This window comes from Pseudomonas sp. Sample_24 (assembly GCF_004307605.1).
Classification (GTDB): domain Bacteria; phylum Pseudomonadota; class Gammaproteobacteria; order Pseudomonadales; family Pseudomonadaceae; genus Aquipseudomonas.
This window is the reverse complement of record NZ_RCNW01000261.1, coordinates 1-15342: the sequence shown is the minus strand read 5'-3', so window position 1 is coordinate 15342 and position 15342 is coordinate 1. Positions and strand designations below refer to the sequence as shown.

The following is a 15342-nucleotide window of genomic DNA, read 5'->3' as shown; positions in this document are numbered from 1 at the left end:
AGTTTCCATTAGCGATTTCGAGAGACGGATGAACATCACCACCTTTGCCAAACGCCTGTGCCTTCTAGTCCCGCTGCTCCTCTCGCCAGCCGCTTTCGCGGTCGAGATGATGCCGTCCCCACCGCAACTGGCCGCCAAGGCCTACGTGCTCATGGACGCCAGCAGCGGCAACGTGCTGGTCGAAAACAATGGTGACCAGCGTCTGCCGCCAGCCAGCCTGACCAAGCTGATGACCGCGTACATCGCGACGCTGGAAATCCGTCGTGGCCAGATCGGTGAAAACGATCCGGTCACCGTCAGCGAAAACGCCTGGCGTACCGGTGGTTCGCGGATGTTCATCAAGGTCGGCTCGCAAGTCACTGTCAGCGACCTGCTGCACGGCATCATCATTCAGTCGGGCAACGACGCCAGTGTTGCGCTCGCCGAGCACATCGCCGGCAGCGAAGACGCGTTCGCCGACATGATGAACAAAACCGTTGGCGACCTGGGCATGACCAACAGCCACTTCATGAACCCGACCGGTCTGCCGAACCCTGAGCACTACTCGTCGGCTCACGACATGGCCGTGCTGGCTCGCGCAATCATCCACGAAGACCCGGCTCACTACGCGATCTACTCGCAGAAAGAGTTCTTCTGGAACGGCATCAAACAGCCGAACCGTAACCTGCTGCTGTGGCGCGACAAGACGGTCGACGGTCTGAAAACCGGCCACACCGACGAAGCAGGCTACTGCATGGTGTCCTCGGCCGTGCGTGATGGCATGCGTCTGATCGCCGTGGTGTTCGGCACCAACAGCGAAGTGGCTCGCGCCGCCGAGACCCAGAAGCTGCTGACCTACGGGTTCCGCTTCTTCGAAACCCAGACCTTCTATCAGAAAGGCGCCGAGCTGGCTCAGGCTCCTGTCTGGAAAGGCGCCACCAATCAAGTCAAGGCCGGCCTGGCCCAAGACCTGACCATGACCCTGCCCAAAGGCCAGCTGAAAAAGCTCGCTGCCAGCATGACCATGAACCCGCAACTGGTTGCGCCAATCGCCAAGGGCGACGTGATCGGTAAAGTCGAAGTCAAACTGGAAGACAAGGTAGTGCACAGCGCCGACCTGATCGCTCTGGATGGCGTCGAGGAGGGTGGTATCTTCCGCCGCATGTGGGATAGCATCCGTCTATTCTTCTACGGCTTGTTCAACTGATAGTGTGCACCTGCAAAGCCCTGCGCTGATCCGGCGCGGGGCTTTGCCGTCGCCACGGCTTACGCTTACGAGGCCGTTACGCCATGACCGATACCGAAGTAAAGGCGCCCAAGATCGAATTCCCTGCCACTGATTACCCGGTTAAGGTGATTAGCGACACGGGTGTGGGCAACAAGGACAAGATCATCGACATCGTCCGCAAACACGCCAAGATCAATGATGAGCGTGTTGACGAGCGTCAAAGCAGCAACGGTAAATACACCACCATCCAGTTGCACATCGTCGCGACCGACCAGGACCAGCTGTACAACATCAACAGCGAACTGCGGGCCACCGGTTTCGTGCACATGGTGCTGTGATGTCCGGCACGCTGGGCTTTCGCGAGCTCGGCCAGATGGCTTACGAGCCGGTCTGGCATGCCATGCAACGCTTCACCAACGAACGCGGCAGCAGTGCGCCCGACGAGATCTGGCTGGTCGAGCACCCGCCGGTGTTCACGCAGGGCCAGGCCGGCAAGGCCGAGCATTTGCTGTTGCCGGGAGATATTCCGGTGGTGCAGGTCGACCGGGGTGGGCAAGTCACGTACCACGGCCCCGGGCAACTGGTGGCTTACCTGTTGCTCGACGTGCGCAAGCTGGGTTTTGGTGTACGTGATCTGGTGAGCCGCATGGAGTCATGCCTGATCGAGCTGCTTGCCAGCTACGGCGTGACCGCAGTGGCCAAACCGGACGCGCCGGGTGTTTATGTCGACGGTGCGAAAATCGCTTCCCTGGGTCTGCGGATCCGCCACGGTTGTTCCTTTCATGGCCTGGCCCTGAACGTGGATATGAACCTGGAACCGTTTCGACGGATTAATCCCTGCGGCTACGCCGGGCTGGCGATGACCCAGCTGAGCGATCACGCAGGATCGATTGAATTTGCCGAGGTAAGTGCCCGGCTGCGCGCGCAGCTCGTCAAACACCTCGACTATGCTGAGCAGACGACCCTAACGGGCGGAATCGACTGATATGACTACTGATGCAGTGCAAACCATGATCCCGACGCTCGACGTGACCGAGCGCCCGGCCCCGCGTCCCAAGGTTGAAGCCGGCGTCAAGCTGCGCGGCGCCGAGAAGGTTGCACGCATTCCGGTAAAGATCATTCCGACCACCGAACTGCCGAAAAAGCCTGACTGGATCCGCGTGCGCATCCCGGTATCCCCGGAAGTCGACCGCATCAAGGCGCTGTTGCGCAAGCACAAGCTGCACAGCGTGTGCGAAGAAGCGTCCTGCCCGAACCTGGGCGAGTGCTTCTCCGGTGGCACCGCAACCTTCATGATCATGGGCGACATCTGCACCCGTCGCTGCCCGTTCTGCGACGTCGGCCACGGCCGTCCGAAGCCACTGGACGTCAACGAGCCGCAAAGCCTGGCCATTGCCATCGCCGACTTGCGCCTGAAATACGTGGTGATCACTTCGGTAGACCGCGACGACCTGCGTGACGGTGGTGCCCAGCACTTCGCCGACTGCATCCGTGAAATCCGCAAGCTGTCGCCAAACGTGCAGCTGGAGACTTTGGTTCCGGACTACCGTGGCCGCATGGACATCGCCCTGCAGATCACCGCCGCCGAGCCGCCGGATGTGTTCAACCACAACCTGGAAACCGTGCCGCGCCTGTACAAGGCTGCGCGTCCGGGTTCGGATTACCAGTGGTCGCTGACCCTGCTGCAACGCTTCAAGCAGATGATGCCGCACATTCCGACCAAGTCCGGCCTGATGCTGGGTCTGGGTGAAACCGACGAAGAAGTCATCGAAGTCATGAAGCGCATGCGCGAGCACGACATCGACATGCTGACCCTGGGTCAATACCTGCAACCTTCGCGCAGTCACTTGCCGGTCCAACGTTTCGTGCACCCGGACACCTTCGCCTGGTTCGCCGAGGAAGGTTACAAGATGGGCTTCAAGAACGTCGCTTCCGGTCCGCTGGTACGCTCGTCGTACCACGCCGACGAGCAGGCGAAGCTGGTCAAGGCCGAGCTGATGTCGTCCTGATCTGCTGAAAAGAAACAAAATCCGCCCGCAAGGCATCAAGGCTTGCGGGCGTTTTTTTTGGCATGCCCACGGCCACTGGCGTTTTTTCCTGCAACCTGCGGGGCGACGATCCCTCTTCTGTTTGTCCCCGTTCCTGACTACTGTGTGCTCAAGTGTTCACGCAGGGAGATTCACGGATGACCGTTCGACCGACTCACACGCTTTGTCCTCACACCCCGGTTCCGGCCTTGCCGTCGGAAGGGGTGATCGCTGTCATTGCGCCTGCCGGGCCGGCACCGCTGGACACGGACAAAGCCGTGCAATGGATGCGCGCCCGCGGCTATACGCTGAAGGTGTTTCCCGGCGTCTATGAGCGGGACGGCTACCTCGCCGGGAGCGATGATGTGCGCCTCAATGACTTGCACGCGGCGTTCGCCGACAGCGAAGTCGACGCCATCATTTGCTTGCGCGGTGGTTATGGCACGCCGAGGTTGCTCGATCGCATCGATTTCCAGCTGCTGCGCAGTAACGCCAAGCCCTTCATCGGCTACAGCGATATTACAGCGCTGCACCTGGCGATCAGTCGCTACGCGGGATTTGTGACATTTCACGGCCCGTTGCTCAACGCCGATCTGCTGGGTGGCCGGCAAAAGCCGACCGAGCCGTCTTTTTTCAACATGCTGCGAGGGCAGGTCAAGGCGGGTAGCTTATTGGCCCATCCGGCGGCCTATCCCTTGACCACGGTTGAACCGGGCATCGCCCATGGGCGTTTACTGGGGGGCAATCTGTCGATGATCGCCGCGACCATGGGCACGCCCTACGAAATGGATGCCGAGGGCGTCATTCTGTTCATTGAAGACATCAACGAGCCGCTGTATCGCGTCGACCGTCTACTGACTCACCTGCGACTGGCCGGCACGCTGGGCAAGTTGCGTGGGGTGTTGGTGGGTGATGTGGCGGGGGTTGAGGTGCCGGCGCTGGAGCAGTTGCTCAAGCAAATGTTCGGGCCTTTGCGGATTCCGGTGTTGTCCGGATGGCGCAGCGGTCATTGCGATCCGAACCTGACGCTGCCGATGGGGGCGCTGGTCAGGCTGGATGCAGGGAACAAGGAGTTGGTGGTGGAGCAGGATGTGGTGATCAAGCCTTAGGTGCTTGTCGCCTGATAGACAGCTTTCGCGGGCAAGCCTCGCTCCTGCAGGTTGCGAAAACCCTGTAGGAACGAGGCTTGCCCGCGTTGCTTTCAGCGGTTGCGCAAACCTTCCAGCAACTTGTGCGTCGGGTATCCGTCCGCCGGCCAGCCAAACGACTGCTGGGCACTGCGAATCGCTTTGCGGGTGTTGGCGCCGATTATGCCGTCGGCGGTACCCGCATCGTACTTCTGTGCGCTCAGCAGGTTTTGCAGCTCGATCCGCTCAGTTCGGCTCAGCGGCAAATCATCCTTTGGCCAAGTGCCGCTGATCAGGCCCGCGCCATTGAATCGCTCGGACAACAGGCTGACGCCCAAGGCGTAGGACGATGAGTTGTTGTATTTGAGAATGGCGCGGAAGTTGTCCAGCACCAGGAAGGCCGGGCCACGGTAGCCCGCTGGTAGCAGCAGCGCTGCGGACAAGTGTTCGGAACCTGCCGGGACCTGGCGGCCGTTGGGCAGCGAGACGCCCAGTTGCTGCCATTCGGCGACGCTCTTGCGGATTGTGCCGTCGGCCAGCACGTAGTTGAAGCTGCCCGGCAATTGCACTTCAAAGCCCCACGGTTGGCCTCTCTGCCATCCGGAGCTTTGCAGATAGTGCGCGGTCGAAGCCAGGGCGTCGGTGGCGCTGCCCCAGATGTCGCGTCGGCCGTCGCCATCGAAATCCACGGCGTGAGTGTTGTAGGTGGTCGGGATGAACTGGGTCTGGCCCATGGCGCCAGCCCAGGAGCCGAGCATTTTTTCTGGCTCGATATCACCCTGTTGCAGAATTTGCAGCGCAGCAATCAATTGCGCGTGGGCGAATCCTGGGCGACGACCTTCGTAAGCCAGGGTTGCCAACGAATTGATCACTGACTTGCTGCCCTGGAACTGGCCGAAGTTGCTTTCCATGCCCCACACGGCAACGAGGGCCTGACGATCAACGCCATAACGCTGTTCGATGCTCTGCAGGATGTCGGCGTACTGTTCGACCAGTGCCTGGCCTTTGCGAACCCGCAGCGGCGACACGGCGCCATCGAGGTATTCCCACACCGGTTTTGCGAATTCCGGTTGGCTGCGATCGGCACGAATCACGCTGGGGTCGAGGCTGACATTGGCAAAGGCGCGGTCGAACAGGTCGGCACGAATGCCGGCGGCCAGGGCATCCTTGCGGAAACCGGCCTGCCATTCGGCGAAGGTCTGGGTCGGCTGGATGTCGAGGTTTTCACCGTTCGGTACCACCGGCGGTACAACCGCGGGGGCGGTGGCGACTGGCAGGGTCTTCAATGGCTGGGCGTCGGCGGCGGTGGGTTTTTCCGCGCAGGCGACTAGCAAAACGAGGCTGGAGGCAGCAATCAATTGGCGCAGGTGCCAACGACGGGAAAGACAAAGGGGCATGCACGGGTCCAGGGAAAACGGATCAGGTGCAGACCTTAACATGTTGAGCGGATGCATGCCTTTCAGGCTGCCAGAAAGTAAGAAGCCTCCCAGTTGTCAGACTGGAAGGCTTCGCGGCGGTAGCTGCCTTTGCCCTTGCCGGCTCGTTCCTGACGGCTGCGGAACAATGGCTGGGCGATGATGGATTTGGCCTTGTTGGGGCCGCGTTTGGACGGCTTTTTGCTCATGATGGACTCTCGCAAGTAAAGGTTTTTTGCGGGGCAAATCATCGGCTCAAGCGAGGCTTCTGTCTAGTCCCTAGGTTGTGCAGGAAATGTGAATCGTGGCGAGGGAGCTTGCTCCCGCTCGGCTGCGCAGCAGTCGCAAATGGGCAAGCGGGGCTTTTCTGAAGAAACGCGATGGGTGGACTGGGTCGCTTCGCAACCCGGCGGGAGCAAGCTCCCTCGCCACAAAAGCGTTACTCGGCAGGCAACGTCAAACGCTGGCCAGCCATCAACAGCGTCAACCGACTCAAGCTCATCCACGGCGAACCCGCCGCCTGGCCCTTGATCTGCGCGTCGATGCGTTGCGCTTCCAACAGCAACTGCGCCCAACGTGGCGCCGAGTAGCGTTGCAAGGCTTTGCTCATCAGCGGTTTACGTTTGTCCCAAACCGGTGGTTTGGCCTGGCTGAAGGCTTTGTCCAGCGGCGTACCCTGGCTGTATTGCAACGAAATGTTGGCCAGCAGTCGCAGCTCGCGAGCCAAAGCCCAGAGGATCACCGGCGGCTCGACACCTTCACCGCGCAATCCTTCGAGCATGCGCAGGGCGTGGGCGGCCTCGCCGTTGAGGATCGCATCGGTCAACCCGAAGACATCGAATCGCGCACTGTCGGCTACCGCAGCCTGCACGGTTTCGACCGTGATCTGACCGCCCTCGGCCATCAGCTTGAGTTTTTCGATTTCCTGGGCCGCCGCCAGCAAATTGCCTTCGACCCGTGCGGCAATCAGTTCAACGGCGTCCTGGCTGGCAGACAAGCCAGCCTGGGACAAGCGCTGACGGATCCAGCTCGGCAACTGGCTGACATCCACCGGCCAGATTTGCACGAACTGGGTCTGTGCGCCTTCGACCAGTGCTTTGCCCCACTTGGTTTTCTGCGCACTGCCGTCGAGCTTGGGCAGGCTGATCAACAGCAGCGTGTCTTCGGCCGGCCGTGAGCAGTACTCGATGAGTGCGGCAGCGCCTTTGTCACCGGGCTTGCCTGAGGGCAGGCGCAGCTCCAGCAGGCGCTTTTCGGCGAACAGCGACATGCTCGCACCGGCTTGCAGCAACGTGCCCCAGTCGAAACTGGCGTCGGCGGCGAACACCTGGCGTTCATCGAAACCCTGTTGACGGGCGGCGGTGCGGATGGCGTCGGCGGCTTCCTGACACAGCAAGGGGTCATCGCCGCTGATCACATAGACCGGCGCGAGGGCACCTTGCAGGTGTTTGGCGAGTTGGGCGGGCGCGAGTTTCATAAGAGAGGGCGAACGGGGCGCCTGAGCGCCCCGCAAGTCTTACTGCTGCGGCAGTTCGATAGGCGACTGACGCGGGGTTTCCGCTTCAGCCTTCTGCGCCGCTTCCAGCGCGGCGGCTTCGGCCTTGGCCTTGGCTTCGGCAGTCTGTTGCAGTTGGGCCAACTGGGTCGGCGTGATCTGCTGCAAGCGCAGCATCATGCGTTGCACCAGCTCGCGACGCATTTCCTTGCGCGCATCGGCGGCCTCCTGGTCAGACCCCACCAGGTTGTTGCCGTCGTGGATGAAGACCTTCTGTACTTCAAGCTTGTCGTCGATCAGCGACAGGTTGCCCTGGCTGAGGATCCTGTAGCTGAGCACGGTGTTCAACTGATACTCGCCCGTCCGACCGGCGCCGGCATAGCTGAGGATGCGCTGGGATTCCTGTTCGTCGGCCAGGAACAGCTTGTAAGGCGCGCCGCTGTAGACCTTGACGCCGCTGCTTTGCAGAACCTGGCGCAGTTGGGTGACGGTGTCGCCGTAAGCGTTACGGGCGCTCAGGTCGAGTTCCGTGATCGCCAGTTCGGTGGTGCCGGTGCCGCGCAGCTGGAAACCGCAGGCGCTCAACAGGACCGCGAGGCCCATCACCAGCAAGTTGCGTTTGATCATTGTGTTGCTCCCCTTGAAACCATGTGGGCCGATCATGCGGCCCGAAAGGTTTTACTTGGCGCCAGGCAGGGCCTGGCGCCCGATCCAATTAGCTGGCGACGATGTTGACCAGTTTCCCGGGCACCACAATCACTTTACGAATGGCCAGACCATCGACAAAGCGCAGCACGTTTTCGTTGGCGCGTGCGGCGGCTTCGACTTCTTCACGGGTCGCGGTGGCCGGCATTTCGATCTGGCCCCGCAGCTTGCCGTTGACCTGAATGACCAGCGTCAGGCTGTCCTGCACCAGTGCGCTGTCGTCCTGTACCGGCCAACCGGCGTCGATCACAGGATCAGCGTGACCCAGCTGATTCCAAAGCTCGTGGCTGATGTGCGGTGTGATCGGTGCCAGCAACAGCGTCACGGTTTCCAGGCCTTCGTGAATCAGTGCACGATCCTGTTCGGTGGCTTGTGCGGCTTTTTCCAGAACGTTCATCAGCGTCATCACCTGGGCGATGGCGGTGTTGAATTTGTGGTTCTGGCCGACGTCCTGGCTGGCTTGCTTGATGGCCAGGTGGATCGAGCGACGCACAGCTTTCTGTTCGTCATTCAGGCTGGCAACGTCGAGTTTGCCCGGCAGGCCCTGGCTGACATGTGCCTGAGCCAGACGCCAGACGCGCTTGAGGAAACGGTGCGAACCTTCCACGCCGGAGTCGGACCATTCCGCGCTCATGTCGGGTGGCGAAGCGAACATCATGAAAAGGCGGCAGGTGTCTGCGCCGAACTGGTCGATCATCGACTGTGGGTCGACGCCGTTGTTCTTTGACTTGGCCATCTTCTCGGTGCCGCCGATTTCCACCGGCAAACCGTCGGATTTCAATTTGGCGCTGATGACCTTGGCTTTGCTGTCGCGTTCGAGTTCAACGTCCGCCGGGTTGAACCAGGTGTAAGCACCGTTGGCTTCGCGGCGATAGTACGTCTCGGCGATCACCATGCCCTGGGTCAGCAGGTTCTTGAACGGCTCGTTGGAGCTCACCAGGCCTTCGTCGCGCATCAGCTTGTGGAAGAAGCGTGCGTAGAGCAGGTGAAGAATCGCGTGCTCGATACCGCCGATGTACTGATCCACCGGCAACCAGTGGTCGGCCGCCGATTTTTCCACCAGGCCACCTTCAAAGTGCGGCGAGGCGTAGCGCGCGTAGTACCACGAGGACTCGACGAAGGTGTCCATGGTGTCGGTTTCACGCTTGGCAGGCTGGCCGCATTTCGGGCAGCTGCATTCGTAGAACTCGGGCATGCGCGCCAGTGGCGAACCGGCGCCGTCCGGTACGACATCTTCCGGCAACACGACGGGCAGTTGATCTTCCGGTACCGGAACGTCGCCGCAGGCCGCGCAGTGAATGATCGGGATCGGGCAGCCCCAGTAGCGCTGACGGCTGATGCCCCAGTCGCGCAGGCGGAATTGGGTGCGCGAGGCGCCCAGTGATTTCTTGATCAACGCCACTTCAATCGCGTCGAAAGCGCCGGCGAAGTCCAGGCCGTCAAACTCGCCGGAATTGATCAGTGTGCCGTGTTCACCATAGGCGTCTTGCCATGGCGCCGGATTGGTGTCGCCAGCGCTGGTGCGCACCACCGACTTGACCGGCAGGTTGTACTTGTGGGCGAATTCGAAATCGCGCTCGTCGTGGGCCGGAACCGCCATGACCGCACCATCGCCGTAGTGCATCAGTACGTAGTTGGCGACCCACACCGGCAGTTTTTCGCCCGTCAGCGGGTGCTCGACGAACAGGCCGGTCGGCAGGCCTTTCTTCTCTTGAGTGGCAACGTCGGCTTCAGCCACGCTACCGCCCTTGCATTCAGCGATGAACGCTTGCAGCTCAGGGTTGTTCTGTGCGGCCAGGGTAGCCAGGTGGTGCTCGGCAGCCACAGCGACGTAAGTCGCGCCCATCAAGGTGTCCGGACGGGTGGTGAATACCTTGAGTGTGCCGGCTTCGCCGATGGAATCGACGTTGTACGGGAATTGCACTTCCATGCCGCGGGACTTGCCGATCCAGTTGCGCTGCATGGTCTTGACCTGTTCAGGCCAGCCCGGCAGATCATCGAGACTCTCCAGCAGTTCATCCGCGTAGGCGGTGATCTTGAAGTAGTACATCGGGATTTCGCGCTTTTCGATCAGCGCGCCGGAGCGCCAGCCGCGACCGTCGATTACCTGTTCGTTGGCCAGTACCGTCTGGTCGACCGGGTCCCAGTTCACGGTGCCGCTTTTCTTGTAGATCACGCCTTTTTCGAACAGGCGAGTGAACAGCCATTGTTCCCAGCGGTAGTAATCGGGTTTGCAAGTGGTCACTTCACGCGACCAGTCCACCGCCAGGCCCAGGCTGCGCAGCTGGTTTTTCATGTAGGCGATGTTTTCGTAGGTCCACTTGGCGGGCGCTACGTTGTTCTTCATCGCGGCGTTCTCCGCCGGCATGCCGAAGGCGTCCCAACCCATCGGTTGCAGAACGTTCTTGCCTTGCATGCGCTGGTAGCGGGAGATCACGTCGCCGATGGTGTAGTTGCGCACGTGCCCCATGTGTAGCTTGCCGCTGGGGTAAGGGAACATCGACAGGCAGTAGTAAGTCTCCTTGCCTGGCTGTTCACTGACTTCAAAGGACTTTTGCTCGTCCCAGAACGACTGGGCGGCGGCTTCGATTTCACGGGGCTGATATTGTTCGTGCATGGCTACTTTTTGAACTGAATAGGGGTGGCCTAATCCTCTTCAATGCGACGCTGGACGGTAAGGGCGCCAATTCGGCGTTTCCGTGCCCAGACGAGCTGGAAGTGGAGTTACAGGAAGCGCCGTAGCATACATGACCGTGCTCTATCGAGGGAAACCCTGATTGCTGCCACGCGTCTTGCGAAAAACGCCGCGAGGGCCGTTGGTCGCGGCGCTCAGCCGGTTTGTTCATGGAAGCTAAGCTCTAACTGGGGAGTAGGTCTTATCTTCCAATGAGGTGAGGGATGGTTGAGTCACGACGCAAAGCTACAAAACCGGAGTTGTACGAAAGACTGATTGATCGTCTTGGATTGGCCCTGGAAGCGGCGAAAACCGCAGGCCGGTTGCGTGATGAACGTCCGCTGGAGCTGGAATTGCGTGGTTTGAGCCCCGCTGAGTTTGCTTTGGTCAAGGCGTATCTGGATCGCAGTGAGCGTGAGACACACGGATGCTTGTCCGAGGCAGTAAAGCAACTCGACGCACCACGCTCAGCCAAGATTATCTGGCTCAAGGACAAGGTACCTGGCAGAGACGCGGTAAAGGTCCGGTCTATGCAGTTCAAGTAGGTATCGAGCCATGCTCCAGGGTTTTTTGAAGCATAGTCCTTGCGTATTCATTGTCGCACTGCATCAACCCACTTAGGCTTCGGGCATCTTTATGGAGATGCTCGATGCCTTTTCGTTATTTCGTGAAACAACTTCTCTTGCCGCCGGGCCTTCTGTTGCTGCTGCTGGCGCTTGCCTGGTGGTGGCGCCGCTCCAGACCAAAGTTGGCCGCCGTGTGTTTTGCCTTGGGTTTTGGCGGCTTTTGGCTGATGAGCTTGCCGATTTTCGTGCAATGGAGCGCGGCACTGCTGGAGCGAGAGCCGCCGCTGGCGCTCAGCGAATGGGCAACACTGGCGCAACACGCTGATGCGATTGTGGTGCTGGGCTCGGGGCGCGAGCGCGGTGATTCGGCTTGGGGCGCCGATCAGCCGACCGGGGTGGGCCTGGAACGTCAACGCTATGCCGCGCGGCTGGCCAAAGCTTCAGGCCTGCCGATCTTGACCAGTGGCGGTTTGCATTACGGTACGCCACCCACCGAGGCCCAATTGATGGCTGACTCCTTGCGCGATGATTTCGGCGTGTCGGTGCGCTGGCAGGAAGGTCGTAGCCGCACGACCTGGGAAAACGCGCAGTTCAGTGCCCAGGTGCTGTTACCCGAAGGGGTCAAGCGCGTGGTGCTGGTGACTCACGCCTGGCACATGCCGCGAGCAGCCTGGAGTTTCCGCAAGGCCGGGTTTGAGGTGGTGCCGGCACCGATGGGCTTTTTGGGAACGGACAACGCCCGACCGCTGGGTGGCTGGTTGCCAGAGTTCAAGTCGATCTGGCAGAGCGGGCAGATGATGAACGAGGCGGTGGGGCAGGTGGGGTATTCGTTGTTTTATCGATAGGTCTATCGATTGACAACCTGTGGCGAGGGAGCAAGCTCCCCTGCCACAATAGCCCTTTCGCCACAAAAGGCCCGCTCATCACATAGGCAGGTCAGGTTTAAACGGTCTTGGCCATCCGGTTAGCGACCAATGCCCAGGCAAACAGCAACACGCAGGTGATGATCAGCGGCCAGGAGCGCCATTGCAGGTAAGGCGTCAGGTTGTGCATCGGCACCACTTCGCCATACAAAATGCCACGCTCGAACTGCGGAATCTGCTCGGTGATCTGCCCAAACGGGTTGATCAGCCCGGTGACGCCGTTGTTGGTAGCGCGGATCATCCAGCGTCCGGCCTCCAGTGCGCGCATCTGCGCCATCTGCAAGTGTTGCAGCGGGCCGATGGAGGTGCCGAACCAAGTGTCGTTGCTGATCGTCAGCAGCAGGTCGCTTTGCGCGGCCAGGCCAGCGGCGAACTCCGGGTAGACGACTTCGTAGCAGATGTATGGCGCGATCTGATACCCCTTGGCTTGCAGCATCGGCTGATCGGCCGGGCCGCGGGCAAAGTCCGACATTGGCAGGTCAAAGAACGCAATCAGCCCGCGCAACACGTCCTGCAACGGCACGTATTCGCCAAACGGCACCAGTTTTTGCTTGAGGTAAGTGCCGTCGCCTTCACCGACGACGGTTATGCCGTTGAAGTAGCGCTTCTGCTGATGGACCACTTCTCGGATTGGCACACCGGTAATCAGGGCCGAATCCCGATTTGCCGCGAACTCACCCATCATGTCCAGGTAGCCCTGGGCGGACTCCTTGAGCACAGGGACTGCGGTCTCCGGCCAGATCAACAGGTCGACGCGCTTGGAACTCATGCTCATGTCACGGTACAGCGCAAGCTGTGCATTGAGCTGCGCCGGGTCCCACTTCATGCTCTGTTCGATGTTGCCCTGAATCGCCGCGACACTCAGGGGGGCGCCCGACGGGCTGGTCCAGGCGTGGTGCTTCAAGGCCATGCCGGCGATCCACGGAGCGACCAGCAACAATGCACCGATCACGATGAAGCCTTTACTCCCGGCGCGGATCAGACGCACGCCGTTGTAGATCAGGGCCGCGGTCAGGGCCAGGGAGAAGGAAATCAGCCACATCCCGCCGACGGGGGCGAGCCCGGCCAGCGGGCCATCGAGCTGGCTGTAACCGGAATACAGCCAGGGGAAACCGGTCAGGAACCAGCCGCGAAAGGCTTCCTGGCCGACCCAGAGCGCCGCAAACGCCAGGGCATCCGCCAGCGGAGCTTCGTTGCGTCGCAGCCAGCGCGCCCAAAGCCAGGCCGGCAGGGCGAAGAACCAGGCAATCGCCGCCGTGAAGATCAGCATCAGAAAACCGGCCAGCAGCACCGATGCGCCACCGAAGTGGTGAATGCTGTAGTAGATCCAGCTGGTACCGGCACCAAACAGGCCGAAGCCGAAGCACCAGCCACGGCCCAGGGCCTGGCGTGGTGTCAGCTCGCGCAGGCCGGCATAGAAAAGCCCGACGGCCAGCAATGCCAGTGGCCAGATATCGAATGGCGCAAGCGCCAGGGTGGTGATTGCACCGGCCGCCACGGCCAGCAGGTTACCGGGCCAGCCGGGGCGGGTTGTCCAGCGCATTTCAATCCTTAGCGAGCAATGGGCGTCAGGCGCAGCAAGTGAATCCGACGGCTGTCGGCATTCAGGATACGGAAACGGTAGGTGCCGATTTCGGTGATTTCGTTGCGTTTGGGCAGGTGCCCGAACGCGCTCATCACCAGGCCGCCGACGGTGTCGAACTCGTCATCGGAAAATTCGCTGTCGAAGAACTCGTTGAAATTCTCGATCGGCGTCAGGGCTTTGATCAGGAAGTCACCGCTGGGCAGCGGCTTGATGTAGCTGTCTTCTTCGACGTCGTGCTCGTCCTCGATATCGCCGACGATCTGTTCCAGCACGTCTTCGATCGTCACCAGACCGGCCACGCCGCCGTATTCGTCAATGACGATGGCCATGTGGTTGTGGTTGGCGCGGAACTCGCGCAGCAACACGTTCAGGCGCTTGGACTCCGGCACGAAGGTGGCCGGGCGCAGCAGATCCTTGATGTTGAAGCTGTCGCCGTTCTCCTTGAGGATCAACGGCAGCAAGTCCTTGGCCAACAACACGCCCATTACGTCATCGTGGCTTTCGCCGATGACCGGGTAACGGGAGTGAGCCGAGTCGACGACGGCCGGGAGGAACTCGCGGGGTGTCTGGGTCGCCTTGATGCTGATCATCTGCGAACGCGGGACCATGATGTCCCGTACTTGCAGGTCTGCAACCTGGATGGCGCCTTCGACGATGGCCAGCGCTTCGCTGTCCAGCAACTTGTTTTGATGTGCATCGCGCAGCAGCTCCAGCAGCTCCTGGCGGTTTTTCGGCTCGTGGGCAAAAGCCTGGGTGAGCTTACCCAGCCATGACTTCTGCCCGTTGCTCGATCGATCTTCGCTCATAGCGATTACTCTGAATCCTTTGTTGTTTCGGTAGGGAATGCGTCGGTTTCGTCGTCCGCGTACGGATCGGGAAAGCCCAGTTCAGCAAGCAACGTTCGTTCCAGTGCTTCCATTTCTTCGGCTTCCTCGTCATCTATATGGTCGTAACCCAACAGATGCAAGCAGCCATGAATCACCAGATGTGCCCAATGGGCCTTGAGTTCCTTGCCTTGTTCAGCAGCTTCGCGTTCAACCACGGCCACGCAGATCACCAGATCGCCCAGTAGCGGGATGTCGAGAAACTCGTCCGGCACGTCCGCCGGGAACGACAGGACGTTGGTCGCGTAATCCTTTTGCCGCCAGGTGTGGTTCAGCTCGCGGCCTTCGGCTTCGTCGACCAGGCGAATGGTCATTTCCGAATCCGCCGTACGCTGGCGCAGGGCCAGTTCGCACCACTGGCGGAACTCGGCTTCGCTAGGGGCGCTGGCTTCGGTGGCGATTTGCAGGTCAAGCTCAAGCATCGCGGCGGCTTTCCCTGGCGGCTGCATCGTCGGCCGCTTTGGTTTCGAAACGCTCGTAGGCTTCGACAATCCGCTGCACCAGCGGATGTCGCACGACGTCCTTGGGCTGGAAGTGGGTGAAGCTGATGCCCGGCACATCCTTGAGCACTTCAATCACGTGGTGCAGACCGGACTTGGTGCCGCGGGGCAGGTCGACCTGAGTGATGTCGCCGGTGATGACCGCGGTGGAGCCGAATCCGATCCGGGTCAGGAACATTTTCATCTGCTCGACCGTGGTGTTCTGGCTCTCGTCGAGAATGATGAAGCTGTTGT

Annotated in this window: 16 protein-coding genes; 7 read left to right on the top strand and 9 right to left on the bottom strand. The window is 60.7% G+C overall.

Features of this window, described 5'->3' with window-relative positions; all coding sequences use genetic code 11:
• The first annotated feature begins 28 nt into the window (after positions 1-28).
• The 5 genes from D8V06_RS14530 to D8V06_RS14510 all read left to right on the top strand — a co-directional run bounded on the left by D8V06_RS14530 (position 29) and on the right by D8V06_RS14510 (position 4343).
• Positions 29-1186 (top strand): D-alanyl-D-alanine carboxypeptidase family protein, encoded by a 1158-nt coding sequence (locus D8V06_RS14530; protein ID WP_130931194.1) that lies wholly within the window; start codon positions 29-31, stop codon positions 1184-1186.
• Positions 1187-1269: 83 nt separating this feature from the next.
• Complete coding sequence (locus D8V06_RS14525) at positions 1270-1545, top strand: DUF493 domain-containing protein (RefSeq protein WP_056855803.1); 276 nt, start codon at positions 1270-1272, stop codon at positions 1543-1545.
• Entirely contained in the window at positions 1545-2192 is a 648-nt protein-coding gene (gene lipB, locus D8V06_RS14520) for a lipoyl(octanoyl) transferase LipB (protein ID WP_056855802.1), read from the top strand. Before D8V06_RS14525 ends, lipB begins: the two co-directional genes overlap by 1 nt.
• Before the next feature lie 25 nt (positions 2193-2217).
• Positions 2218-3216 carry a lipoyl synthase gene (gene lipA / locus D8V06_RS14515; protein WP_177434428.1) on the top strand — a complete coding sequence of 333 codons (999 nt, stop codon included), beginning with the start codon at positions 2218-2220 and terminating at the stop codon, positions 3214-3216.
• A gap of 176 nt (positions 3217-3392) precedes the next feature.
• On the top strand, positions 3393-4343 hold the full coding sequence (locus tag D8V06_RS14510; RefSeq protein WP_130931192.1) for an LD-carboxypeptidase: 951 nt from the start codon (positions 3393-3395) through the stop codon (positions 4341-4343).
• A 92-nt stretch (positions 4344-4435) separates the two neighbouring features.
• Here the strand turns inward: D8V06_RS14510 and D8V06_RS14505 are convergent, their stop codons facing one another.
• The 5 genes from D8V06_RS14505 to leuS form a co-directional block, all read right to left on the bottom strand.
• A complete protein-coding gene (locus tag D8V06_RS14505) occupies positions 4436-5758 on the bottom strand; it encodes a lytic murein transglycosylase (protein WP_130931191.1) in 1323 nt (440 codons plus the stop codon).
• Positions 5759-5820: 62 nt separating this feature from the next.
• A complete protein-coding gene (gene arfA / locus D8V06_RS14500; protein ID WP_056855798.1) occupies positions 5821-5985 on the bottom strand; it encodes an alternative ribosome rescue factor ArfA in 165 nt (54 codons plus the stop codon).
• A gap of 230 nt (positions 5986-6215) precedes the next feature.
• Entirely contained in the window at positions 6216-7253 is a 1038-nt protein-coding gene (holA, locus tag D8V06_RS14495; RefSeq protein WP_056855797.1) for a DNA polymerase III subunit delta, read from the bottom strand.
• 39 nt (positions 7254-7292) lie between these two features.
• The gene (lptE, locus tag D8V06_RS14490) at positions 7293-7898 is read right to left on the bottom strand and encodes an LPS assembly lipoprotein LptE (protein ID WP_056855902.1); all 606 of its coding nucleotides are present in this window, start codon (positions 7896-7898) and stop codon (positions 7293-7295) included.
• Positions 7899-7986: 88 nt separating this feature from the next.
• Positions 7987-10593: a leucine--tRNA ligase gene (leuS, locus tag D8V06_RS14485; protein WP_130931190.1), complete on the bottom strand. Its 2607-nt coding sequence runs from the start codon at positions 10591-10593 to the stop codon at positions 7987-7989.
• A 281-nt stretch (positions 10594-10874) separates the two neighbouring features.
• On the opposite strand from leuS, the gene D8V06_RS14480 reads away from it, so the two are divergent.
• Together D8V06_RS14480 and D8V06_RS14475 are read left to right on the top strand one after the other, a co-directional pair.
• A complete protein-coding gene (locus tag D8V06_RS14480) occupies positions 10875-11195 on the top strand; it encodes a hypothetical protein (protein ID WP_056855795.1) in 321 nt (106 codons plus the stop codon).
• A gap of 104 nt (positions 11196-11299) precedes the next feature.
• Positions 11300-12061, top strand: a complete 762-nt coding sequence (locus D8V06_RS14475; protein WP_130931189.1) for a YdcF family protein — start codon at positions 11300-11302, stop codon at positions 12059-12061.
• 97 nt (positions 12062-12158) lie between these two features.
• Here D8V06_RS14475 and lnt read toward each other — a convergent pair whose 3' ends face one another.
• The 4 genes from lnt to D8V06_RS14455 all read right to left on the bottom strand — a co-directional run.
• Entirely contained in the window at positions 12159-13682 is a 1524-nt protein-coding gene (gene lnt / locus D8V06_RS14470) for an apolipoprotein N-acyltransferase (protein ID WP_130931188.1), read from the bottom strand.
• Between the two features lie 8 nt (positions 13683-13690).
• The gene (locus tag D8V06_RS14465) at positions 13691-14530 is read right to left on the bottom strand and encodes an HlyC/CorC family transporter (protein WP_128606005.1); all 840 of its coding nucleotides are present in this window, start codon (positions 14528-14530) and stop codon (positions 13691-13693) included.
• 5 nt (positions 14531-14535) lie between these two features.
• A complete protein-coding gene (ybeY, locus tag D8V06_RS14460; protein ID WP_056855901.1) occupies positions 14536-15030 on the bottom strand; it encodes an rRNA maturation RNase YbeY in 495 nt (164 codons plus the stop codon).
• On the bottom strand, positions 15023-15342 hold a 320-nt coding region (locus tag D8V06_RS14455), incomplete at its 5' end, for a PhoH family protein (protein WP_177434426.1). The genes D8V06_RS14455 and ybeY, both read right to left, overlap by 8 nt.

Bases quoted from the DNA above. Each gene is read 5' to 3' on its own strand.
- D8V06_RS14530 (WP_130931194.1), top strand. From the start codon at position 29: ATGAACATCACCACCTTTGCCAAACGCCTGTGCCTTCTAGTCCCGCTG.
- D8V06_RS14525 (WP_056855803.1), top strand. From the start codon at position 1,270: ATGACCGATACCGAAGTAAAGGCGCCCAAGATCGAATTCCCTGCCACT.
- lipB (WP_056855802.1), top strand. From the start codon at position 1,545: ATGTCCGGCACGCTGGGCTTTCGCGAGCTCGGCCAGATGGCTTACGAG.
- lipA (WP_177434428.1), top strand. From the start codon at position 2,218: ATGATCCCGACGCTCGACGTGACCGAGCGCCCGGCCCCGCGTCCCAAG.
- D8V06_RS14510 (WP_130931192.1), top strand. From the start codon at position 3,393: ATGACCGTTCGACCGACTCACACGCTTTGTCCTCACACCCCGGTTCCG.
- D8V06_RS14505 (WP_130931191.1), bottom strand. From the start codon at position 5,758: ATGCCCCTTTGTCTTTCCCGTCGTTGGCACCTGCGCCAATTGATTGCT.
- arfA (WP_056855798.1), bottom strand. From the start codon at position 5,985: ATGAGCAAAAAGCCGTCCAAACGCGGCCCCAACAAGGCCAAATCCATC.
- holA (WP_056855797.1), bottom strand. From the start codon at position 7,253: ATGAAACTCGCGCCCGCCCAACTCGCCAAACACCTGCAAGGTGCCCTC.
- lptE (WP_056855902.1), bottom strand. From the start codon at position 7,898: ATGATCAAACGCAACTTGCTGGTGATGGGCCTCGCGGTCCTGTTGAGC.
- leuS (WP_130931190.1), bottom strand. From the start codon at position 10,593: ATGCACGAACAATATCAGCCCCGTGAAATCGAAGCCGCCGCCCAGTCG.
- D8V06_RS14480 (WP_056855795.1), top strand. From the start codon at position 10,875: ATGGTTGAGTCACGACGCAAAGCTACAAAACCGGAGTTGTACGAAAGA.
- D8V06_RS14475 (WP_130931189.1), top strand. From the start codon at position 11,300: ATGCCTTTTCGTTATTTCGTGAAACAACTTCTCTTGCCGCCGGGCCTT.
- lnt (WP_130931188.1), bottom strand. From the start codon at position 13,682: ATGCGCTGGACAACCCGCCCCGGCTGGCCCGGTAACCTGCTGGCCGTG.
- D8V06_RS14465 (WP_128606005.1), bottom strand. From the start codon at position 14,530: ATGAGCGAAGATCGATCGAGCAACGGGCAGAAGTCATGGCTGGGTAAG.
- ybeY (WP_056855901.1), bottom strand. From the start codon at position 15,030: ATGCTTGAGCTTGACCTGCAAATCGCCACCGAAGCCAGCGCCCCTAGC.